Genomic DNA, 22676 nt, shown 5'->3' on the forward strand with positions numbered 1-22676 from the left:
GTCTCACCTTAAAGCGCGCCCTCGTACCATTTGCGAATGGCCGCGCGGCTGTCATCATCGAGATACATATAGCTGCCCGCCGGCGGCATCGCATGGGTCACCCCGGCCTGAAGCCAGATCTCTTTTGCCAGCGTCGCCACCTGCTGCGTGGTCTCCAAACGAATGCCCTTGGGCGGAGAGGCCATGCCCTCCCAATAGGGCTCTTTCGCGTGGCACATCGAACAATTGGTGACGACGATGTCATGCACATCCTCGAAGCCTTCAGCAGTCGCGAATTTCTGTGCCATCGGGCCAAGGGCCGCCTCGTCTTCGCCGTCGTCCTGCATGTAAATGCCAGCGGTCGAGAGCCACATCACGATCAGGAACAGACCGACAGTGGCCCCCCAGGTCCACCACAGCATCCCCTTGCGCGCATGCATGGTGTTGAAGAAATGCCGAATGGTGACACCCATCAGGAACACGAGGGCCGCGATAATCCAGTTGTATTTCGACGCAAAGGCCAGCGGGTAGTGGTTCGAGAGCATCATGAACAACACCGGCAGGGTCAGGTAATTGTTGTGTGTCGAACGCTGCTTGGCGATCTTGCCGTATTTCGGATCGGGGGTGCGCCCTGCCTTCAGGTCCGCGACAACGATTTTCTGGTTCGGAATGATGATGAAGAACACATTGGCGCTCATCACCGTGGCGGTAAACGCGCCCAGATGCAGAAACGCCGCGCGGCCCGAGAAGACCTGCGTATAGCCCCAGGCCATCGCCACGAGGATGATGTAGAGAAATATCATCAGCCGTGTGTTGTCATCGCCGAATTTGGATTTGCACAGAAGATCATAGAGAATCCAGCCGATCGACAGCGACACGATGGAGACAATCACCGCCACCCAAGGCGCCATTTCCAAGACGTTCGGATCGACGAGATACAGTTCTGCGCCCAGGTAATAGACCACAGCCATGAGGGCCGCCCCCGAAAGCCAGGTGGCGTAGCTTTCCCATTTGAACCACACCAGATCCTCGGGCATCCGCGCCGGGGCAACCATGTATTTCTGGATGAAATAGAAGCCGCCGCCATGGACCTGCCACTCCTCGCCAGAGACGCCCTGGCGCCGGTCGGAAGACGGATGCAGCCCCAGATCGAGCGCGATGAAATAGAAAGACGAGCCGATCCACGCAATCGCGGTGATCACATGGACCCAGCGCAGGGCAAATTCGGCCCATTCCCAGAAAATCGGTAATAAACTCATCTTAACTCCCCCGGTAGGTCGAATAGCTGAAGGGCGATAGCAAAAGCGGCACGTGATAATGACTGTCGGGGTCGTTGATCCCGAAGCGGATCGGAATTTGATCGAGGAACAGCGGCTCTTCGCCCGCTTGACCCGTGCGTTTCAAATAATCGCCCGCGAAAAAGATCAGCTCATAGGTGCCGGTTTGGAATTTCTCCGCCGGCAGGATCGGCGCATCTGTGCGCCCGTCGCCGTTGGTGACGGCGGTCGCGATTTTCTTGTGGCTGTTGCCGGACACGCGATAAAGCGCGATCTCGATCCCCTCGGCCGGGAGGCCCTTGGCCGTGTCGAGAACATGGGTGGTTAAAAAACCGGACGTCATGGAGAAGCTGCCCAAATTGTTAGCGTTTCATTGCAAGACTGTCGGAAAGCTTTGAGCGCGGCAACAATCATTCTCGCCAGATTGCATACAAAAGAGTATTCGATATTCACAAGCCTACCAATTAGTCAAAAAACACGAAGGCCAAAGGAAATGCCGAAAAATCCACCGCGTTATGTTCGCAACATGTCTGGCTATGGCGCGAAGGCCCCCGATCCGCAGTGGCCGGGTGGGGCGAAAGTCGCGGTGCAATTCGTGTTGAACTATGAGGAAGGCGGCGAGAACTGTGTCCTGCATGGCGATGAGGCGTCCGAGGCCTTTCTGTCGGACATTGCCGGGGCCGCACAGTGGCGTGGCCAGCGCCACTGGAACATGGAATCCATCTACGAATATGGCGCGCGCGCCGGGTTCTGGCGGCTGCATCGCCTGTTCACCGGGGCGGAAATCCCGGTGACGATCTACGGCGTGGCCACTGCCCTCGCACGCTCCCCCGAACAGGTCGCCGCGATGCAGGACGCGGGCTGGGAGATCGCATCCCATGGCCTCAAATGGGTCGAACACAAGGACATGCCCGAAGACGAAGAGCGCGCCGCGATTGCCGAGGCCGTGCGTCTCCACGAGGAAGTCACAGGCGAGCGCCCCTATGGCTGGTACACCGGACGCTGTTCCGAGAACACCGTGCGTCTGGTATCTGAGGAGGGCGGGTTTGACTATGTGTCCGACACCTATGACGACGACCTGCCCTATTGGCTCGAAGTCGGCGACCGCGATCAGCTGATCATCCCCTATACGCTTGAAGCCAACGATATGCGCTTTGCCACGGCGCCGGGCTATATCACCGGCGAGCAGTTCTTTACCTATCTCAAGGACGCCTTCGATGTGCTCTATGCCGAAGGCACGGAAAACACGCCGAAGATGATGAACATCGGGCTGCATTGTCGCCTTATTGGCCGTCCGGGCAAATTGGCAGGGCTCAAGAAGTTCATCGAGTATATCAAAGGCTTCGACGATGTCTGGACGCCGCGGCGCATCGACATCGCGAAACATTGGGCCGCGACCCATCCGCATCGGCGCAAAGCCAAGCCGTCTCAGATGTCCAAAGACGATTTCGTCGCCAAATTCGGGGCCATCTTCGAGCATTCTCCTTGGGTCGCGGAACGGGCCTGGGGGCTGGAACTCGGCCCCGCGCATGACACCTGGATCGGCGTGCATTCCGCGCTCTGCCGCGCCTTCCGTTCGGCTTCCGTGGCGGAAAAGGACGGCGTGTTGATCGCGCATCCCGACTTGGCCGGAAAACTCGCGCAGGCCAAGCGCCTCACCGCCGAGAGCACCTCGGAACAGGCCTCTGCGGGCCTTGACGCCTTGACCGACGACGAGCGCGCCACCTTCGAGCGGCTCAACAGGGAATATACTGAAAAATTCGGCTTCCCCTTTATCATCGCCGTGAAAGACAATACCAAGGAGACAATCCTCGCGGCCTTCCACGCCCGGCTGGAACACTCCAGAGACGAAGAATTCAAAACGGCCTGCCAGCAGGTCGAACGGATCGCGTGGCACCGTTTGCAGGATATGGACCTCTAAGAGACCCCGATGAGCTACGAATACACCTATTGCGCCCCCACGGGCGGCCTGCCCGATCAGAACAACCACGCCCGCGAACGCGCCGTGTTCACCAACTCCTATGCCGTCATACCGCATGGGGTGATGTCGGATATCGTGGTGAGCTATCTGCCCGGCTGGGATAAAACCCGCGCCTGGACTTTGGCCCGTCCGCTCACCGGTTTTGCCGAAACCTTCGCGCAGCTGATCGTCGAGGTCTCGCCCGGTGGCGGTTCGACCGACCCCGAGCCCGATCCGATGGCGGAATGCGTGCTCTTTGTGCTGGCTGGCCACATGCGCATCACCATCGGCGCACGGGCCTATCAGCTCGACCCGGGCGGCTATGTCTTCATCGCGCCGGGCGACAAATACACCGTGCAAAACGACCATGACACGCCCGCGACCTTCGTTTGGATTCGCAAGCGCTACGAACCCGCGCCGGGGATCGACGCGCCCGAAAGCTTTGTCACCGCCGATATGGAAAAACCGCCGATCGAGATGCCCAATACCTCGGGCTATTGGTCCACCTCGCGCTTCGTCGATCCGCATGACCTGCGCTATGATTTCCACGTCAATATCGTGACCTTCCTGCCCGGCGGCACCATTCCTTTCGCGGAGACCCATGTGATGGAGCACGGTCTCTACGTGCTTCAGGGCCGTGGCGTTTACCTTTTGAACCAAGACTGGGTCGAGGTCTCAGAGGGCGATTTCCTCTGGCTGCGCGCCTTCTGCCCGCAGGCCTGTTATGCCGCCGGTCGCCGCCCCTTCCGCTACCTGCTCTACAAAGACGTGAACCGTCACGCGAAGCTGGAGCTGGGGTGAGCTGTAGATGACACGCAGCATCACAACAGAGCCACTCACACCGGAGGCCTTCGCGCCTTATGGTGATGTGATCGACGCCAAAGGCGCGCCGGACAAGGTCATCAACCAAGGCAAATGCGGGCGCTACCACGACCGCGCCTTGATCGATGTGACGCCGGACACCGGCGGGCGCGTCGGCGTGTCGGTGTTTCACGCCGAGTTGCGGGAGTTTCCCTACACGCTCGACCTGATCGAGCGTCACCCGGAAGGCTCTCAGTGCTTTGTGCCGATGTCTGCCGATCCGTTCCTGATCATCGTCTCCGATGGCCCCGACGCCCCGCCCCGCGCGTTTCTCAGCGACGGCACGCAGGCGATCAATTTTCACAAGGGCACATGGCATGGCGTTCTGACCCCGCTGTCCGGCAACGGCCTGTTCGCCGTGATCGACAGAATCGGCGAAACCGCCAACCTCGAAGAGCATTGGTTCGCGACGCCGTGGCTGGTCACGCAGGGCTGATCCCGCCTTGTTTTACGCAGGTTGCAGCAATCTGCAATTTTCGGGCAATTTCCCTCTTGACCCTCTGAGCCGATCCGTCTACCTACGCGGCACTTCGGCGGAGTAGCTCAGTTGGTTAGAGCAGCGGAATCATAATCCGCGTGTCGGGGGTTCAAGTCCCTCCTCCGCTACCATATCCCCTCAGCAAGACCCTGGAATGATGTCGCTTTTCGAAAAGCTTCAATCTGTTCCCACCATTTTTCCACACTTTGGGCAATGGTTCACCTCCTGAACATTCTCCGAGTTCTCGAAAGAGTCCGCGCTTTTAAGAGGCGCCTGACCTGCATTTCATGGCTGTCTGATCATGAGCATTCAAAATCCACGCGGTGGATGCCGCCCCACCGCGTGACGCTCGGGCTTATCCGCGCACGCGCGACCAGATGCGATCATAGGCGCGGGTGGCCTCTTCCGAACACAGTTTGCCGAAATGAATCTCCGCATCGGCAGGCGGTGTGAATTCCGGCGCCTCGGCGACAGCGGCATCGAGATAGGCCAGACCACCCGGCATGCCATTCGGCGAGCCGGTGTAGGCCGACAGGATCGCAGCGTTTTCAGGCGCCATCAGGAAGTTGATAAAGCTCTTGGCATTTTCGGGATGCGCCGCCGTGGTCGGGATCACGACATTGTCCGCCCAGCCGTAAACGCCCTCTTTCGGATAGAGGTATTGCAACGTCTCCTTTTCGCCGCGCGCCTGATAGGCCGCCCCGCTCCAGGCCTGCGCCGCGACCACCTCGCCCGAACCGAGCAATTCGGCCACACCGGAGGCGTCATAGACTTTCACATAGGGTTTCTGTGCCATCAACAGATCGGAAACGGCCTGAAGATCCTCGGGCGCGGCGCTGCATTGCTCTTTGCCGAGATAGACCATCGCGAGATTGATCACTTCGGAGGCGGACCCCGACATGCCGATCTTGCCCTTCAAGTCTTCGGGCGGCTCGAACACCACCGAGAGGCTGTCGAGCGGTCCGGAGTAAACGCCCGTATCGACACTGACCGAGGTGGTGCCCCAGTTCCAGACCACCGAATAGACATTGCCCACATCCCAATCGGGCGTCTTCCAGTTCGCGCCAAGGTTCACGTAATTCAGCATCTCGCTGGCGTGGATTTCCTGAACGAGGCCCTGTTCGATCATGATCGGCACGAAATCCGCCGAGGCGACGGCGATGTCATAGCCCGATGACCCTGCGGTCAGCTTGGCCAAAAGCGTTTCGTTGCTATCGTAAGTGTCGAGCGTCACCTGGATGCCCGTCTCGCTTTCGAACTTCTCGACAAGCTCTGGCGCAATGTAGCCCGCCCAGTTGAAGATCGTCAGCTCCTTGGCCTCGTCAGACTGGGCCGCGGTGGCTAAGACCGCTGTCGCAACGAGGATGGAGGAGGATCGAAGGCAGCGGTGGAGGTGTGTCTCGGGAGTCATCTTGGCAGTCATGGCGTTGTGGTCTCCTGTTGGGAAATATTTTTTGATTTTGGCGCCCTGCGTGGGCGATTGAGGCCCTGCGCCACGGCGGCGAGGACCAGAGAGACGACCAGAAGGAGGGTCGAGATTGCATTGACTTCGGGGGTGATGCCGCGCCGGATCATGCCGTAAACATAGACCGGAAGCGTCGTCGTCCCGGCATCGCCCAAAAGCGCGCTGAGCACGAAATCATCGAGCGAGACGACAAAGGACAAAAGCGCACCACTGACGATCCCCGGCGCCAGAAGCGGCAGGGTCACGCGGCGAAACACCGCGACGGGTGGCGCGTAAAGATCGCGGGCGGCGTTTTGCAAGCCATCGCCAAGCCCCTGAAGCCGCGCGCGGATCGGCATCATGGCGAAGGGGATGCAAAACACGATATGGGCGAGGATCAGATTGCCCAGACCCAGCCGGAGATGAATGCTGGCGAAGAACACCAGCGTGGTGACGGCGGTGACGATCTCCGGCACGATCAGCGGCAGTGCGACAAGGCCAGCCATGAAACCACTGCGCCGCGTCGAGAGCGTTTCGAGCGTGAGGGCCGTCAGGGTCGCAATCGCCGTGGCCACAAGCGTCGCAACGGTGGCGACGAGAAGACTGTTCACCGCCGCGCGTCGGATGTCGTCATTGACCAGCACCGCGCGGAACCACCGCAGCGACAGCCCGTCCCAAACCGTCACAAGCGTGCCACCGTTGAACGCATAGACCCCCAACACCAAAAGCGGCGCGTAGAGAAAGGCCAGCATGACAAAGGCATAGGGGCCAAGACCGGGAGACCTGCGCCAGCGCTGCGACATCATCGGCGCCCTCCCCGACGGGCCGCGCCCGCCCAGAGCAGGAGAAGGATCGCCGCCGTCAAAAGCGTCGACAGCGCCGCACCAAAGGGCCAGTTGCGACCGCTGGTGAACTGGATCTGGATCAGGTTGCCGATCATCAGATGCTGGCCGCCGCCCAAGAGATCGGGGATGATGTAATAGCCGATCGCGGGCGCCAGAACCATGAGCGCCCCCCCCGCGCAGCCCCGGAAGCGCCAGAGGCAGGATGATCCGTGTAAAGACCTGCCACCGCCTTGCGTAGAGATCAAAGCCTGCGTCGATCACCCGCGGATCGATCCGCTCCAACGCGGCATAGACCGGCAGCACCATGAAGGGCAGGAAGTTGTAGACGAGGCCCAAAAGGATCGCCCCGTTGTTGTACATCAGGCCCAAAGGCGCCTCGGTGAGACCCAGCCCCTGAAGCCCCTGATTGATCAACCCCTGATCGCGCAGCAAAAGCACCCAGCAATAGGTGCGGATCAGGCTGTTCACCCAAAACGGCAGGGTGATCAGGAAAATAAGCCGCATGCGCAGGGCCTTCGGACGGGTCGCCACATACCAGGCCAGCGGAAGTGCCAGGAGCGCGCAAAGCACGGTGGTCGCCCCCGCAAGGCCGATGGAGCGCAGGAAAATCCGCAGATAGAGCGGGTCGAACGTGAGGCTGTCGTCCCAGTCGCGCTGGAACACAAGCTGCACATAGGCCGCCACGCTGAATGGTCCTTCGACGCCCCCGTAAGTGCCCGCAGTCAAAAAAGAATAGACCACCGCATAGCCCAAGGGCACCAGCATGAAGACCCCGATGATCAGCGCCGCGGGCAGAAGCGAGAGAACCGTGGAGCCGCGTCGAGTCATGTCACTGCTCCAGCCAAAGCTGGGCGCTGTCGTCCCAGTCGAGATGGACCACCTGCCCCAGGGACAGAGGCTCCCACGAGGGCTCAAGACAGTGCAGCATTAAGCCGGTCACATGGGTCACGGTCAACTCATAGCCCCGGCCCAGAAACCGGCGTTCTGTGACGACGCCCGACACCCGCCCGGCGCCCGGTCGAACCGTCACCGCCTCGGGCCGGACCATGATCACGCCTGTCGCAGGACCATCGTTCAAAAGCTCCGCAGGGATCAGATTGGCCTCGCCCAGAAAATCCGCGACAAAGCTGTTCGCGGGCCGGTGGTAAAGCTCTTCGGGACTGGCCACCTGACGCAGCTTGCCATAGCGCAAGACGGCGATCCGGTCGGAGAGCGACAGCGCCTCCTCCTGATCGTGGGTGACCATGATAAAGGTGATGCCCGCCTCGCGATGCAGCCGCGCCAATTCGCCCTGCATCTCTTTGCGCAGCTTGAGATCGAGCGCCGACATCGGCTCATCGAGCAAAAGCACACGCGGCTCCGGCCCCAGCGCACGGGCCAGCGCGGTGCGTTGTTGTTGCCCGCCTGACAGTTCCTGCGGGAACCGCGTGCCGAAGCCCGCGAGCCCGACAAGCTCCAACACCTCCGCCACCCGCCGATCCGCTTTGGCGCGCGGCCAGCCCAGCATCTCAAGGCCAAAGCGGATATTTCCAGCCACCGTCATATGCGGGAAGAGCGCGAAATTCTGGAACACCGTGTTGACCGGGCGGGCATAGGGCGGCACGCGGGTCACGTCTTTGCCGTCGATGAACACCGCGCCATAGGTCGGATCCTGAAAACCGCCGATCAGCTGAAGCAAACTGGTCTTGCCACAGCCGGAGGGCCCCAGAAGCGTAAAAAATTCCCCGGTCCGGATCTGAAGATGGACATCGTCAAGCGCCGTCACATCGCCATATTCGAGGCGAATGCGATTGAGGCTGACAATGATGTCCTCACCAGAGATCGGGGGCTGTTGCATCATGCCTCGCTCGAGATGTGCCAGAGGTTGATGCCAAGGTCCTTGGCCTCACCGTCGATCAACGACAATTCCTCGTCCGAGAAATCCAGATTGGCGCAGGCCGCGAGGTTTTCTTCGAGCTGGCGGACACTGGAGGCTCCGATCAGGGCCGAGCTGACCACAGGAGTGCGCAGGGTCCAGGACAGCGCCATCTGCGCGAGGCTCTGCCCGCGCGCCTTGGCGATTTCGGTCAGGGCGCGGATATGCGCAAACGTGGTCTCGTTCAGAAACTCCGGTCGCAAAGAGCCATCCTTGGCCCCGCGCGAATCCTCGGGAATGCCGTTCAGATAGCGCGTGGTCAACAGCCCCTGCGCCAGCGGCGAAAAGGCGATGAGACCGATGCCCAGCGCCTCCGCCGTCTCGGTCAACCCGGCCTCGATCCAGCGATTGAACATTGAATAGGAGGGCTGATGGATCAAAAGCGGCGTGCCCATGTCTTTGAGAATGGCCACCGCCTCGCGGGTACGTTCGGGCGAATAGCTCGAAATCCCGGCATAAAGCGCCTTGCCGCTTTGAACCGCGTGATGCAGCGCGCCCATGGTTTCCTCAAGCGGCGTCTCGGGATCGAAGCGATGCGAGTAGAAGATATCAACATAGTCGAGCTTCATGCGTTTGAGCGACTGATCGAGGCTCGCCAGCATGTATTTGCGCGAGCCCCATTCGCCATAGGGCCCCGGCCACATGTCATAGCCCGCCTTGGTCGAGATCACCATTTCATCGCGATAGGCGGCGAAATCTTCGATCAGGATGCGGCCGAAATTCTCCTCGGCGCTGCCATAGGGCGGGCCGTAATTGTTCGCGAGATCGAAATGCGTCACACCGAGATCAAAGGCCCGGCGCAAAATCGCGCGTTGGGTCTCAAACGGTGTGACGTCACCGAAATTCTGCCACAGTCCAAGGGAAATCGCCGGAAGCTTGAGCCCGCTGCGCCCGACCCGGCGATAGGGGGTTGGTTCATAGCGATGGTCTGAAGCGACATAGGGGGATGTCATTGGGGGCTCTCCTTTTGGGCGGGGTTGGGCCAGGATCGGTCAAAGTGCGGCAAGGATGTGATCGCCCGCCCCACCCCCGTGAGGCAAGCGACATGGGATGCGGCGTGTCGCGCCTTGATGGAAACGCACAAGAGGCGCGTCGTTTTTCATGGCAATGCCCCGAGAACGGGCAGAGACGGTTTGATCAGTCACCTCGCGATGACGCCTGGGCAAAAAGGTCTGGCTCATGCGCTCCCCCCCGGCGTCCAGCGCATCTGTGCCGCCGGGTGACTTTCCGGAAGCCGGGCCTGCCCCTGCCCGAACAGCCGTTCGCGGAAGGTGGACGGGTGGCGTTCCCGCCGCATCAATCCCATACGCTGAAGCTGCGGCACCACATCGCGGATCAGATCGGCATAGGAGCCGGGCGAAACAAAGGGCGTAAAGTTGAACCCGTCGAGACCGGTTTCCGCCACGATCTCGGCGATCTCTTCGGCGGCTTCTTTGCCCGTCCCCGTCACGATCAATTCGCGCATGCCCCGACGCAGGAAATCCGCCACGGCCTCCTCGACCGCGACACCTTTGTAGCGCTCGACCTGGGTCTGACTGCCCTCGGTTGTCACATCCGAGAACGAGCCTTTGGGGGCCAGTTTGGCCAGATCGACGCCGGTCATCATGGCGTAATAGGCGCGCATCGCCTCCGGATCGATCCAGGACAGATATTCCTCAAGCCGCTCTTCGGCATGGGCCCGGCTCAGCCCCGTCACTACGGTAAGCCCGGAGATCGCCTTGATCGCATCGGCGCCGCGTCCGTTGTCTTTGGCGCGTTGGCGCAGGTCGTCGATCTGCTCACGCAGCATGGCGCGATCCTTGCCCTGCACAAAGATCACCTCGGCATTGGCCGCCGCAAAGCCGCGGCCCTTCGACGAGGCCCCCGCCTGCACCAGAACCGGCGTGCGTTGCGGCGAGGGTTCACAGTTGAAATAGCCCTGACAGGTGAAATGCGTGCCGTGATGATCGATGGCATGTACCTTGCGCGGGTCGGCGTAGATCCGGCGCGCCTTGTCCGCGATCACAGCGCCTTTTTCCCAGGAACCCTCGAACAGCTTGTAGCTCAGCTCGAGATATTCCTGCGCCATGTCGTAGCGCGCATCATGTGGAACCTGCTTTGTCCCGAACAGGCGCGAGACGACGGCGCTGCTCGTGGTGACCACATTCCAGGCCACGCGCCCCTTGGTCAGGTGATCGAGCGTCGCGAAACGGCGGGCGTTGGCGTAGGGCGGCTCGAAACTCGTGGAGGAGGTGCAAATGAAATTGAGGTCTTTCGTCACGGCGGACAGTGCCGGGATCAAAAGCATCGGATCGTTTTTCGGCAATTCCACCGCCTGCTCGAAGGTGGCGTCGGGCACCTCGCCGTTCAGATCCGGGTAGCCATAGGAATCGGCCAGAAACAGAAAATCGAAATAGCCGCTTTCCAGAAGCTTCGCCAATTCGGTCCAATAGGACAGGTCCTTGTAGCGGAAGGTGGTCTGTTCGGGATGCGCCCAGAGACCCTGACTGGTCAGGTTCACCTGATTGATCTCGAAAGCCCCCAGAATGATCTGTTTCATCGCAATCTCCTACCTTATCCAATCCTCGATATCGGCCAACAAAGCCTCGCGGGTGGCGAGGCTCATCCCCGTGGCCCGCGCGCCGGCACGGGCAAATTCGGCCAGCTCCGCATCCGTCATGCTCCAGACATGGCGCGCCACCTCGAACTGGGCGGTGACCCCGGCGCCGAACCACAGTGAATCATCGGCGTTGAGCGTCACCGGCACGCCCGCGCGCAGCAATTTTGGTGCCGGGTGATGCGCCATATCGGGCACCACGCCGAGCCGCAGATTGGAGATCGGGCAAACGTCGCAAACGATCTGATCGTCGGCCAGGCGTTTGACCGTGTCCTCGGACTCGATGGCCCGAAACCCATGGGCAATCCGTGTGGCGCCCAACTCATCGAGCGCCTCTTCGACACAGTCCGCACCGCCAGTCTGGCCCGCGTGGCTGATGACCGGCAGACCCACGGCCTGCGCGATCTGGGCCGAGCTGCGAAACCGGCGCAGGTTGCCCGGCTCCAGAAACCCAGCGGTGCCAAGACCGTTCACGCCCCGCCCGGCGTATTTCGCGGCAATCCTTGCCAGTTCCCCGGCGATCTCAAAATCCGCATCCGTGTTGATCGTCACCAGAGCACCGATCTCGACGCCACTGTCCGCCGCCGCCTCGGCAAAGGCCATCAACATCGCGCGCGTCACCTGTTCGAGCGAGCCCAGCCGAGGTGCGTAAAGCTGCGGCTCGATGGCGGGTTCGATGTAACGCACCCCCTCGCGCGCCTCGCTCAGGATCAGCGCCCGGCAGAGCATCGCCAGATCGTCGAGCGAGCGGACAAGGTGCGGCACCTGCCCATAGGCATCGAAAAACGCCCAGACATCCGTGAACGCTTCGGGCACGCGAAAATCGATCCCGGACTTGCGCGCCAGTGCCTCGACCGCATCCAGCGGATAGGAACCGTCGAGATGCACATGGAGATGCGTCTTCGGCAGGTCACAAAGCGAGCGTTGCCGCGGGGGCGCGGCCTGGGGCAAAATATCATCGTGCATTGGTGCGTCTCGTGTCGGCGGGCAAGCGTCCGTCACCTCTCTTATTGTGAAGAAGGCTAAAGGGACTCGACGCAGGCGGCGACTTCGGATTTAGTCACCGCATATAAGCGCGAATTATGAGCGCGCGCCCAGATCAACCGCCACAACGACATCTCTCATGACCGATATTGATCTTCGATTGCTGCGCTTTTTTGTCACCGCCGTGGACTGTGCCACCTTCTCGGCCGCCGCGCGCGAATTGGGCGTGACGCAACCCGCGCTCAGCCAGGGCGTGAAGCGGCTCGAAGATCTCGTCGGCGCCCAGATCATCGACAGATCGCCCCAGGGCTCCGCCCGCCCCTTTCGCCTCACCCCCGTCGGGCAACTTCTCTATGACGATGCCACCGAGCTTTTGGCCCGCGCGGGCTCCGTGCTCAATCGCGCCCGCGCCAATGCCACGCGCACGGTCTTGCGCGTCGCCTTCGGGACGAGCACCCCGAGCGCCTTGATCGAACCTCTGTTGGCACTGGCAGGTAAACGCGAAGAGCTTGATCTTCAGCTCCATTTCATGGGCTGGGGGGACGAATACGACGCGCTTTTGCGGGGCGATGTCGATATGATTTTCACCCATTCCGCGCCGCTGATCGACGTTCCCGACTGGGTCACGACAGCCGTCGCCCGCGTCCCGCGCGTCGCCGTTTTCGCCCGCAATCATACCCTCGCCGCCCATCCTCATTTGACCATGTCAGACATCGAAGACGAGCCGATTGTCGATGCGCTGGCCGACCGCGATTTCTGGATCGTGAACCCGAGACCCAGCGGCAAAGCCCCTCGCACCGTGGGGCCGCGCGCCCGCAGTGTCGATGAGATGCTGACCTTCGTGGCGACGGGCACTGGTATGGGGATCACATGCCGCACGGTGGCCGAAAAACATGCCTGGCCGAACATCGCCTATGTGCCGATCGAAGATATCGAGCCAACCGATGTCTTCACCGTCCGCCGCGCCGCCCCGCCCGGGACGCCCTCTGCGGGCTTTTTTGCCGCCTATGAAGCACAGTGTGACGGGCTCCTGCCCTGATCCCACCTTTCGCGCAGGCCACGACCCTGCGTAACCGCTTTTCGTTGCGCCAAGTTGCGAGTAACATCACGCCATGTCTGCGCCCGCACCCTCCCATCGAGACATCGACCCCGACAGGATGATCGCCTGCCCGGCCTGTGACGCTTTGCTGGTCGACCGGGATGTGGCGATGGGCGATACCGCCTCTTGCCCGCGCTGCGGAACAGTGATCGAGGCGCCGCGCCCGCTGGCGATGACCCGGATCATCATGCTGGCTCTGGCCGCGCTCATTTTAATGATCGCCGCCGTGTTCTTTCCGTTTCTGGAACTGGGCGCGGCGGGCATGGTGCGACGCAGTTCGCTTTTGGACACGGTGATGGCCTTTGCGACCGGACTAACAGCCCCCTTGACCATTGCCATGGCGGCACTGATCGTGATCCTCCCCGTGACACGGTTTCTCACCCTTCTATATGTGTTGGGACCGATGGCCTTTGGCTGGCGCCCCGCGCGTCATGCCGCAGGCGCCTTTCGTCTGGCCGAAGCGCTCAGGCCCTGGGCCATGGCGGAGGTCTTTATCGTCGGCGTCGCCGTGGCGCTGGTCAAAGTGGCGGGGCTGGCGCATGTCTCTTTGGGGCCTGCGTTCTGGGCCTTTGTGGCCTTGGTCATCGTGACCGTGTTGAAAGATAATTTTATGAGCAGAGTGACCGTTTGGAAAACACTGGACGCCCGCCGCACATCCTGACCGCGCGTGACGCGGGCCTTGTCGGCTGCACGCATTGCGGCAAGGTGCATCCGCCCTCTGCGGCGGTCTGTGGCCGGTGTGGCGCAGCACTTCATGCGCGCGACATCGCCAATCTGCAAAAGGTCTGGGCCTGGCTGATCGCCGGGATGGTGGTCTATATCCCCGCCAATCTTTACCCGATGCTTTCGACCGCCAGCCTCGGCCACACCACCGAGAACACCATTCTGGGCGGCGTGATCGAGCTGATGCATCATGGCTCTTACGGGGTGGCCGCCATCGTCTTTGTCGCCTCGATCATCATTCCGGTCGCCAAATTCATCGCCATCGCCTTTCTCGGCCTGACCACCACGCGACGGGTCCGCATGTCGGCGCATCATCGTCACGTGCTGTTCGAAGTGGTTGAGTTCATCGGGCGCTGGTCGATGATCGATGTCTTTGTTGTCGCCATCCTCTCCTCTCTGGTAAGGCTGGATTTCGCCGCGACGATCACACCGGGGATCGCCGCGATCAGTTTCGCGCTCTCTGTGGCCTTCACCATGATGGCGGCCCTGAGTTTCGATGAACGCCTGATTTGGGATGCTTTGGAAGATGAGTGACACAAATGAGCAAAAGCCCGACACCGGCCCCGCAGACCTGGTGATCTCGCCGCCCAAACGCAGCTTTTGGCGCAATCTTTCCTATGTTTGGCTGGTGCCTCTCGCGGCGCTCGTCGTCACGCTCTTCATCGCTTGGCAAAGCTGGGCCGAACGCGGGCAGAGGATCGAAATTCTGTTCGAAAACGCCGCAGGGATCACGGCGGATGAAACCACATTGCGCTATCGTGACGTCGAAATCGGCATCGTCGAGGATGTGAAATTCGCGCCTGATCTGGCCTCCGTCGTCATCGGCGCGCGGATCGACCGCACCGTCGCCGCCTCGCTGCCTGAAGATGCGCAATTCTGGATTGTCCGCCCTGAAGTCTCCGCCAGCGGCATCACTGGCCTCTCCACCGTGCTCTCGGGCGCCTATATCCAGGCCGCTTTCGATCCCGTGCCCGAGGCGAAAGCCACGCGTTTTACCGGCCTTGAGGACACGCCGCTGATCCTGCCCGGCATGCGCGGCACGAAAGTGACGCTGCGCACCGACTCCGGCACCCAGCTCACCCCCGGCGCGCCGATCTTTCACCAGGGCATTGAGGTTGGCAAAATCGAAACCCCGCGCCTGACAGAAAGTGGCGAGGGCGTCATGGTCGATGCCTTCATCAACGCGCCTTATGATCGCCGCCTGACCAGTGCCGCGCGGTTCTGGCAAGTCTCCGGCTTTTCGGTCAACATCGGCCCCAGTGGGCTGAACCTCTCGATCGGCTCGATTGCCAGCCTTGTGCGCGGCGGCATCGCCTTTGACACGGTGGTCTCCGGCAGTGAACCGATCCGCAGCGGGCAGGTGTTCGATCTTTACGACGACGAAGACACAGCGCGCGCCAGCGTGTTCCGCGAGGAAATCGAGAATCCGGTCGATCTGACCGTCGAATTCGACGAATCCGTCAGCGGTCTGACGGCGGGCTCTTCCGTGGTCTATAAAGGCGTCAAGATCGGCTCGGTGTCCTTCCTCGGCGCCTTCATCGAAGAGCGCAATAACAGCCAAGAGGTCGTGCTGCGCTCGGTGATCTCCATCGATCCGCAGCGGCTGGGCCTCGATGCCGAAGCCCCGACCGCCGAGGTGATCGCCTTTTTCGCCAATGCCGTCAAAAACGGGCTGCGGGCGCGTTTGGCGACGCAGAGCATCTTTAGCCGCTCTTTGGTGGTCGAGCTGGTAGAATTGCCTGATGCCGCACCGGACACTCTGGGCATTTTCGCGGAAACTGCGCCGCTCCTACCCTCTGTCGCCTCCGATCTGCCGGATGTCGGCGCCACCGCCGAGGGGCTTTTGCAGCGCGTGAACGACCTGCCGGTCGAGGAGTTGTTGGATCAAACCATCGCGACACTCGCAGCCGTTGAGAGCCTCGCGGGGGATGAAAACCTGCGCGCGGCGCCCGATGCCTTTGTCGCGCTTTTGGATGACGCGCGCGGCCTCATCGGCAGCCCGGAGACCCAGGCCCTGCCCGCTGAGTTGAACACCGCCGTCTCGGAACTGCGCGCCGTCGCGGAACAGCTGCGCCAGGCCGATGCGGTGAACCGCCTTGTCGCCGCTCTGGACGCCGCAGAAGAAGCCGCCACCTCCGTCACGGATGTCGCGGCCAATATCGACACGGCGACCGAGACCCTGCCCGCTCTGATCGCGGATTTGCAGGCGCTCACCGAAAAAGCCAATGCGCTTGAGGTCGAACAATTCCTCGCCGCCGCCTCCGCCTTTCTCGAAGGCGCGGATCGGTTGATCGACACGCCCGACATGCGCGCGCTTCCGGCCAGCCTCACGGGCGCGTTGGATGAGGCGCGCGAGGCTTTGGCGGAATTGCGCGAGGGCGGCTTGATCGAGAACACAAACGCCACGCTGGCCTCCGCGCGCGAAGCGGCCTCGGCGGTCGAAGATGCCACCGCGAATCTGCCCGAACTGTCGCGGCGGATCGAGGCGCTGGTGGCCGAGGCCGAGCGCACCCTGTCGGATTACGGGTCGCAATCCAGTTTCAATCGCGAGACGATCTCGTCGCTGCGCGAAGTGCGCGCCGCGGCAGAAGCGCTCAGCAAACTCGCCCGCGCCATCGAGCGCAATCCCAATTCCCTCTTGTTTGGACGGTGACAGAAATGCTTCGTTTTCTCCCCCTCGCTCTTCTTGCGCTGACTGCATGTGGCGGCACCGAACCGCGCTATCTGATCGACAGCGCGCCCACAGAGACCACGGCCGAGACCGCTCAGGTGCGGATGCAGGTGGCGACGCTGGAGATGCGTGAGGTCTCCTTGCCCGCCTATGCCGAAGAGTCGCAGATTTTGATCGAAGGTGCCGATGGTGCCCTGACGCCTTTGGACAATGCGCTTTGGGCCGACGAGCCGCGCCGGGCCGTGACCCTGCGTCTGGCGGAGGCGATTTCGCGGGGCGGCTCCGCCACGGTCGCCGCCGAGCCTTGGCCGCTTGAGACGCCCGCCCAGGCCGCCGTGCATGTGCAGGTTTCCGATATGGTCGCGCGGGCGCCGGGACAATCAGGGGGACAATTTGACCTGAAAGGCCAGTTTGCGATTTCCTCTTATGACCATGTTGTGCGAGAACGGATCAGACGGTTCGACATCTCTGTGCCGATGCCGGACGCGAGCCCCGCAGGCATTGCGCGCGCCTCGGGTCAAGCGCTGCAAAATTTGGCGATTGAGATCACCCAAGAGCTGCGTCGGTGATTTGTCCCCGATTAAATTCCTGTCAAGCGATATCTACATATTGACACCAGACCACCTCAGGAAGCTATATGATGTTGCTTCGGTTCCATCGACTCGCGTCGGTGGCTAAGAGGGAAGATCGGTGTAAATCCGGCACTACCCCCGTAACTGTAAGCGGTGAGCGCGGTTGAAAACGCCACTGGGGCCGCCCTTTGAAAGGGTTCCTGGGAAGGCCAGCCAAGCCATGATCCGCGAAGTCAGGAGACCTGCCAAAGCGGAACAGAACCACGAACGGAGGGTTCGGGGGCGCGGGGTTTTCCGCTGTCCTCGGCACGACACAAGAGGACAAAGAGCAATGACCGCCCAGACCGCGACCATCACCGACACCATCATCGTTTACTCGAAACCCGCCTGCGTGCAATGCACCGCCACAACGCGCGCGCTTGACGCCAAAGGCATCAGCTACGATGTGATCGACCTGACCCAGGACGACGACGCCATGTCCCATGTGACCGGCCTCGGTTACCGTCAGGCGCCTGTTGTCGTCGCCGGTGACGATCACTGGTCCGGCTTTCGCCCCGACATGATCGCACGCCTGTCCTGATCCGATGTCAGACGTGTGTCCAGAGGCATCGCTGCCGACCTGCTTTCCGGATATCGTCTATTATTCTTCCACCTCGGAAAACACCCTGCGCTTCGTCGAAAGGCTCGGCCTTCCGGCGAAACGCATTCCGATCTCTCCGAAGGTGACAGGGCCGGTGATCGACCGGCCTTTCGTCCTGATCTGTCCGACCTATGCGGATGGCGAGGGACGCGGCGCGGTTCCGAAACAGGTGATCCGCCTCTTGAACGATCCCGACACCCGCGCACTGCTGCGCGGCGTGATCGGGTCTGGAAACCGAAATTTCGGCACTTTGTTTGCCAGCGCGGGCGATGTGATCGCCCGGAAATGCAATGTCCCGCTCTTGTACAAATTCGAGCTGGCGGGATTTGACAACGACATCGCGCGGGTTCGCGCCGGATTGGAACAGATGGGCCGGAACCTCGGCCTCGCACAAATGGGGGATGCGCCATGCTCGACGATGGCTTGAAGAGCGGCCAGAAAGCCGGCCAGAAAACCGACCTGAATGGCACCACGGATTATCACGCGCTCAACGCAATGCTCAATCTCTACGACGAAAACGGGCATATCCGGTTTGAGGCCGACCGCATGGCGGCACGTCAGTATTTCCTGCAGCATGTGAACCAGAATACCGTGTTCTTTCACTCGCTCGACGAGAAGCTCGGCTATCTCGTGGAGGAAGGCTATTACGAGGCGGCGGTTCTGGACCAATATTCCAAGAACTTCATGCGCAAGATCTGGGATGAGGCCTATGCCAAGAAATTCCGCTTTCCGACTTTCCTCGGCGCCTTCAAATATTACACCTCTTACACGCTGAAAACCCGCGACGGGCAGCGGTATCTTGAGCGCTATGAGGACCGTGTGGTGATGACCGCTCTGGCTCTGGCGCGCGGTGACGAGGCGCTGGCGCTGTCCTTCATGGACGAAATGCTGTCGGGCCGGTTCCAGCCCGCAACACCGACGTTTTTGAACGCCGGCAAGAAATCCCGTGGCGAGTTGATCTCGTGCTTTCTTCTGCGTCTCGAAGACAACATGGAAAGCATCGGTCGCGGCATCAACTCCGCGCTGCAACTGTCGAAACGCGGGGGCGGTGTGGCGCTTTTGCTGACCAACATCCGCGAGCACGGCGCGCCGATCAAAGGCATTGAGAACCAGTCTTCGGGTGTGATCCCGGTGATGAAGCTGTTGGAAGACAGCTTTTCCTACGCCAACCAATTGGGCGCACGTCAAGGTGCCGGTGCCGTGTACCTGAACGCGCACCACCCTGATATTATGCGGTTTTTGGACACCAAACGCGAAAACGCCGACGAGAAAATCCGCATCAAGACGCTGTCTCTCGGCGTCGTGATCCCCGACGTGACCTTTGAGTTGGCCAAGAAAAACGCCGACATGTATCTCTTCTCCCCGCATGACGTGGAGAAAGTCTACGGCGTGCCCTTTTCTGAGATCTCGGTCACCGAGAAATACGAGGAGATGGTGGACGACAAACGCATCCACAAGAAAAAGATCAACGCGCGGGAATTCTTCCAGACCATCGCGGAGATTCAGTTCGAAAGCGGCTATCCCTACATCATGTTCGAGGACACAGTGAACCGGATGAACCCGATCGCGGGCCGGATCAACATGTCGAACCTCTGCTCCGAGATTTTGCAGGTCAACGAGGCCTCCGAGTTCAACGACGACCTGTCTTACAGCCACCTCGGCACCGATATTTCGTGCAACCTCGGGTCTTTGAATATCGCGAAAACCATGGATGGCAAGGATTTGGGCCAGAGCGTCGGCACCGCCGTGCGTGCGCTGACCGCCGTGTCGGAAATGTCGGCGATTGACTCCGTGCCGTCGATCCGGCGCGGCAATGACGAAAGCCATGCCATCGGCCTGGGCCAGATGAACCTGCATGGATTCCTCGCCCGCGAGCACATCCATTACGGCTCCCCCGAAGGCGTCGAATTCACCTCCGTCTATTTCGCCGCCGTCGCCTATCATGCGATCCGCGAGAGCAACGCTTTGGCGCGCGAACATGGAGAAAGCTTCAAAGGCTTCGCCGACAGCGACTACGCCAATGGCAGCTTCTTCGACAAATACACCGATCGCGACTGGTTGCCGGAAAGCGAGACCGTGAAGGCGCTGTTCGAGGGTATGGACCTGCCGACCCGCGAAGACTGGGCGAAACTCAAAGAAGCGGTGATGAAGGACGGGCTTTACAACCGCAACCTTCAGGCCGTGCCGCCGACCGGGTCTATCTCCTATATCAACAATTCGACCTCCTCGATCCATCCGATTGTGTCGAAAGTTGAAATTCGCAAAGAGGGCAAAATCGGCCGCGTCTATTACCCGGCCGCCTTCATGTCGAACGAGAACCTTGAGTATTACCGCGATGCCTATGAGATCGGGCCGGAAGCCCTGATCGACACCTATGCCGCCGCCACGGAACACGTCGACCAGGGCCTTTCCCTGACGCTGTTCTTCCCGGCAGAGGCCACCACGCGCGACATCAACAAAGCGCAGATTTACGCGTGGAAAAAAGGCATCAAGACCATCTATTACATCCGCTTGCGTCAGGCCGCCCTTGAGGGCACCGAGGTGCAAGGCTGCGTGTCCTGCACGCTCTGAGGAGGCACTTATGAAAGATATGACCGATATCCGCATCCCGCGCGCCATCAACTGGAACCGCCTGGAAGACGACAAGGACCTCGAGGTCTGGAACCGTCTGACGGTGAACTTCTGGCTGCCGGAAAAAGTGCCGCTGTCGAACGACATCCCAAGCTGGGCAACGCTCAAAGATTTTGAGAAAACCCTGACAATCCGGGTGTTTACCGGCCTCACGCTTTTGGACACGATCCAGAACACCGTCGGTGCGCCGTCGTTGATGCCCGACGCGGTGACGCCGCATGAAGAGGCCGTTCTGACCAACGTCGCCTTCATGGAGGCCGTCCACGCACGCTCCTATTCCTCGATCTTCTCGACGCTCTGTTCGACGAAAGAGGTGGACGAGGCCTTCCGCTGGTCCGAGGAAAACCCGCATTTGCAAGCCAAGGCGCGGGCCATTCTTGAGACCTACGCACCCGGGAACGATCCGCTGAAACGCAAGATCGCTTCGGTGTTCCTCGAAAGCTTCCTGTTCTATTCGGGCTTCTACCTGCCGATGTATTGGTCGTCGCGCGCAAAGCTCACGAACACGGCGGATCTCATTCGCCTGATCATCCGCGACGAGGCGGTGCATGGCTATTACATCGGCTATAAATTCCAGCGCGGCATGGAAAAGCTGCCGGAGGCCGAACAACAGGCGCTCAAGGACTATGCCTATAGCCTGTTGTTCGAACTGTACGAGATCGAGAACCAATACACCGAGGAGCTTTATGACGAGATCGGCTTGACCGAGGACGTCAAAACCTTCCTGCATTACAACGCCAACAAGGCGCTGCAAAACCTCGGCTTCGAGGCGCTGTTCCCGCCGGAGGTCTCCGAGGTGAACGCAGCTATTTTGGCCGCTCTCAGCCCCGACAGCGAGAACCACGACTTCTTCTCCGGGTCGGGCTCCAGCTACGTGATCGGCAAAGCGGTCGCGACCGAGGACGAAGACTGGGATTTCTGATCTCGGGCATCGCAGACACAAAACGGCAGGCCGCGAAGCCTGCCGTTTTTCATTTGTATTTAAGCCCTTAGCGGATCGCCAAACCCGCCTCGTCAAACAGATGCGTGCGGCCCTCGCCGAATTTCAGCCCGACCTTTTCGCCCGGCTGATGCGGCGCGTCGCCCAAATCGCGAATGGTCATCTGCCCCGCGCCATTCTCCGCATCGACGATAATGTAGGTGTCGGCGCCCAAGTATTCGACCACGTCGACCACTCCATCGAGATCGCCCTCGCCGGGCGCAACGATGGAGATGTGCTCAGGACGAATGCCCAGATCTTTGCCCTTGTCACCAAGCCCTGTTGAGGCCGCCGGGATGACGTTCATTTTCGGGCTGCCGATAAACTGCGCCACGAAGAGGTTGCCGGGGCGCTCGTACAGCTCTTTCGGCGAGCCGACCTGCGCGATCTTACCCGCCTCCAACACGACGATCCGGTCGGCGAGCGTCATCGCCTCGACCTGATCGTGGGTCACATAGATCATCGTGGATTTCAGCGAGCGGTGCAGTTTGGCAAGCTCGTAGCGCATCTCGACCCGCAGCGCCGCGTCGAGGTTCGACAGAGGTTCATCGAACAGAAACGCCGTGGGGTCACGCACGATGGAACGCCCGATAGCAACCCGCTGACGCTGCCCGCCGGAGAGGTCTTTCGGGCGTCGGTCGAGATAGTCGTCGAGCTTCAAAACCCGCGCGGCCTCGTCGACCTTTTGCTTGATCACATCCTTCGGCTCACCGGCGGCTTTGAGCGCAAAGCCCACATTGTCGCGCACCGACATATGCGGATAAAGCGCGTAAGACTGGAACACCATCGCGAGACCCCGCTTCGACGGCGGCTCGGCGGTGGCATCCCGCTCGCCCACGAAAATCTTGCCGCGAGAGGTCTCTTCCAGCCCCGCGATCATCCGCAACAGCGTGGATTTCCCACAGCCGGACGGCCCCACGAAAATGATGAATTCGCCCTCGTCGATCTTGAGATCAACGCCCTTGATCACCTGCACATCGCCGAACCATTTCTCGACGGCCTGTAGCTCAATGCTCGACATC

The 22676-nt window shown here is 60.9% G+C and carries 21 protein-coding genes, 1 tRNA gene and 1 riboswitch; of the genes, 13 read left to right on the plus strand and 9 right to left on the minus strand.

Annotated features, from left to right (window positions below):
• Positions 1-8 precede the first annotated feature (8 nt).
• Entirely contained in the window at positions 9-1238 is a 1230-nt protein-coding gene (locus HCZ23_RS15085; protein WP_167602577.1) for a urate hydroxylase PuuD, read from the minus strand.
• Position 1239: 1 nt separating this feature from the next.
• Positions 1240-1599, minus strand: coding sequence for a hydroxyisourate hydrolase (gene uraH, locus HCZ23_RS15090; protein ID WP_167602578.1), 360 nt, complete (start codon positions 1597-1599; stop codon positions 1240-1242).
• 150 nt (positions 1600-1749) lie between these two features.
• On the opposite strand from uraH, the gene puuE reads away from it, so the two are divergent.
• From puuE to HCZ23_RS15110, 4 genes are all read left to right on the plus strand, one after another.
• The gene (puuE, locus tag HCZ23_RS15095) at positions 1750-3177 is read left to right on the plus strand and encodes an allantoinase PuuE (RefSeq protein ID WP_167602579.1); all 1428 of its coding nucleotides are present in this window, start codon (positions 1750-1752) and stop codon (positions 3175-3177) included.
• 9 nt (positions 3178-3186) lie between these two features.
• Complete coding sequence (locus HCZ23_RS15100) at positions 3187-4017, plus strand: bifunctional allantoicase/(S)-ureidoglycine aminohydrolase (RefSeq protein WP_167602580.1); 831 nt, start codon at positions 3187-3189, stop codon at positions 4015-4017.
• A gap of 7 nt (positions 4018-4024) precedes the next feature.
• Positions 4025-4513 (plus strand): ureidoglycolate lyase, encoded by a 489-nt coding sequence (locus HCZ23_RS15105; protein ID WP_167602581.1) that lies wholly within the window; start codon positions 4025-4027, stop codon positions 4511-4513.
• A gap of 96 nt (positions 4514-4609) precedes the next feature.
• A tRNA-Met gene (locus tag HCZ23_RS15110) sits at positions 4610-4686 on the plus strand.
• Positions 4687-4910: 224 nt separating this feature from the next.
• On the opposite strand, the gene HCZ23_RS15115 is transcribed toward HCZ23_RS15110, so the two are convergent.
• The 6 genes from HCZ23_RS15115 to add all read right to left on the minus strand — a co-directional run bounded on the left by HCZ23_RS15115 (position 4911) and on the right by add (position 12321).
• A complete protein-coding gene (locus HCZ23_RS15115; RefSeq protein ID WP_167602582.1) occupies positions 4911-5978 on the minus strand; it encodes an extracellular solute-binding protein in 1068 nt (355 codons plus the stop codon).
• A complete protein-coding gene (locus tag HCZ23_RS18160; protein WP_254870336.1) occupies positions 5975-7672 on the minus strand; it encodes an ABC transporter permease subunit in 1698 nt (565 codons plus the stop codon). The genes HCZ23_RS15115 and HCZ23_RS18160 overlap by 4 nt, the downstream gene beginning before the upstream one ends.
• A 1-nt stretch (position 7673) precedes the next feature.
• The gene (locus HCZ23_RS15130) at positions 7674-8684 is read right to left on the minus strand and encodes an ABC transporter ATP-binding protein (protein ID WP_167602584.1); all 1011 of its coding nucleotides are present in this window, start codon (positions 8682-8684) and stop codon (positions 7674-7676) included.
• Positions 8681-9712: an L-glyceraldehyde 3-phosphate reductase gene (gene mgrA / locus HCZ23_RS15135; RefSeq protein ID WP_167602585.1), complete on the minus strand. Its 1032-nt coding sequence runs from the start codon at positions 9710-9712 to the stop codon at positions 8681-8683. Before mgrA ends, HCZ23_RS15130 begins: the two co-directional genes overlap by 4 nt.
• Before the next feature lie 224 nt (positions 9713-9936).
• Positions 9937-11298 (minus strand): NtaA/DmoA family FMN-dependent monooxygenase, encoded by a 1362-nt coding sequence (locus HCZ23_RS15140; protein WP_167602586.1) that lies wholly within the window; start codon positions 11296-11298, stop codon positions 9937-9939.
• A 9-nt stretch (positions 11299-11307) separates the two neighbouring features.
• Entirely contained in the window at positions 11308-12321 is a 1014-nt protein-coding gene (add, locus tag HCZ23_RS15145; protein ID WP_167602587.1) for an adenosine deaminase, read from the minus strand.
• A 157-nt stretch (positions 12322-12478) separates the two neighbouring features.
• Here add and HCZ23_RS15150 point away from each other — a divergent pair, with 157 nt between their 5' ends.
• The 9 genes from HCZ23_RS15150 (at position 12479) to nrdF (ending at position 21597) form a co-directional block, all read left to right on the plus strand.
• The gene (locus tag HCZ23_RS15150; protein ID WP_167602588.1) at positions 12479-13378 is read left to right on the plus strand and encodes a LysR family transcriptional regulator; all 900 of its coding nucleotides are present in this window, start codon (positions 12479-12481) and stop codon (positions 13376-13378) included.
• 73 nt (positions 13379-13451) lie between these two features.
• On the plus strand, positions 13452-14099 hold the full coding sequence (locus HCZ23_RS15155; RefSeq protein ID WP_167602589.1) for a paraquat-inducible protein A: 648 nt from the start codon (positions 13452-13454) through the stop codon (positions 14097-14099).
• Positions 14066-14695, plus strand: a complete 630-nt coding sequence (locus tag HCZ23_RS15160) for a paraquat-inducible protein A (protein ID WP_167602590.1) — start codon at positions 14066-14068, stop codon at positions 14693-14695. Before HCZ23_RS15155 ends, HCZ23_RS15160 begins: the two co-directional genes overlap by 34 nt.
• Positions 14688-16814, plus strand: coding sequence for an MlaD family protein (locus tag HCZ23_RS15165; protein ID WP_167602591.1), 2127 nt, complete (start codon positions 14688-14690; stop codon positions 16812-16814). Before HCZ23_RS15160 ends, HCZ23_RS15165 begins: the two co-directional genes overlap by 8 nt.
• Before the next feature lie 5 nt (positions 16815-16819).
• Positions 16820-17401 (plus strand): membrane integrity-associated transporter subunit PqiC, encoded by a 582-nt coding sequence (locus HCZ23_RS15170; RefSeq protein WP_167602592.1) that lies wholly within the window; start codon positions 16820-16822, stop codon positions 17399-17401.
• A 63-nt stretch (positions 17402-17464) separates the two neighbouring features.
• Positions 17465-17669, plus strand: a riboswitch (cobalamin riboswitch).
• A gap of 66 nt (positions 17670-17735) precedes the next feature.
• Positions 17736-17984 carry a glutaredoxin-like protein NrdH gene (gene nrdH / locus HCZ23_RS15175; RefSeq protein WP_167602593.1) on the plus strand — a complete coding sequence of 83 codons (249 nt, stop codon included), beginning with the start codon at positions 17736-17738 and terminating at the stop codon, positions 17982-17984.
• A gap of 4 nt (positions 17985-17988) precedes the next feature.
• The gene (nrdI, locus tag HCZ23_RS15180) at positions 17989-18471 is read left to right on the plus strand and encodes a class Ib ribonucleoside-diphosphate reductase assembly flavoprotein NrdI (protein ID WP_167602594.1); all 483 of its coding nucleotides are present in this window, start codon (positions 17989-17991) and stop codon (positions 18469-18471) included.
• Positions 18453-20615 carry a class 1b ribonucleoside-diphosphate reductase subunit alpha gene (gene nrdE / locus HCZ23_RS15185; RefSeq protein ID WP_167602595.1) on the plus strand — a complete coding sequence of 721 codons (2163 nt, stop codon included), beginning with the start codon at positions 18453-18455 and terminating at the stop codon, positions 20613-20615. Before nrdI ends, nrdE begins: the two co-directional genes overlap by 19 nt.
• A gap of 10 nt (positions 20616-20625) precedes the next feature.
• Positions 20626-21597 carry a class 1b ribonucleoside-diphosphate reductase subunit beta gene (gene nrdF, locus HCZ23_RS15190; RefSeq protein ID WP_167602596.1) on the plus strand — a complete coding sequence of 324 codons (972 nt, stop codon included), beginning with the start codon at positions 20626-20628 and terminating at the stop codon, positions 21595-21597.
• Positions 21598-21664: 67 nt separating this feature from the next.
• On the opposite strand, the gene HCZ23_RS15195 is transcribed toward nrdF, so the two are convergent.
• A complete protein-coding gene (locus HCZ23_RS15195; RefSeq protein WP_167602597.1) occupies positions 21665-22675 on the minus strand; it encodes an ABC transporter ATP-binding protein in 1011 nt (336 codons plus the stop codon).
• Position 22676 lies beyond the last annotated feature (1 nt).

It is taken from the genome of Celeribacter sp. HF31 (assembly GCF_011806455.1).
Classification (GTDB): Bacteria; Pseudomonadota; Alphaproteobacteria; order Rhodobacterales; family Rhodobacteraceae; genus Celeribacter.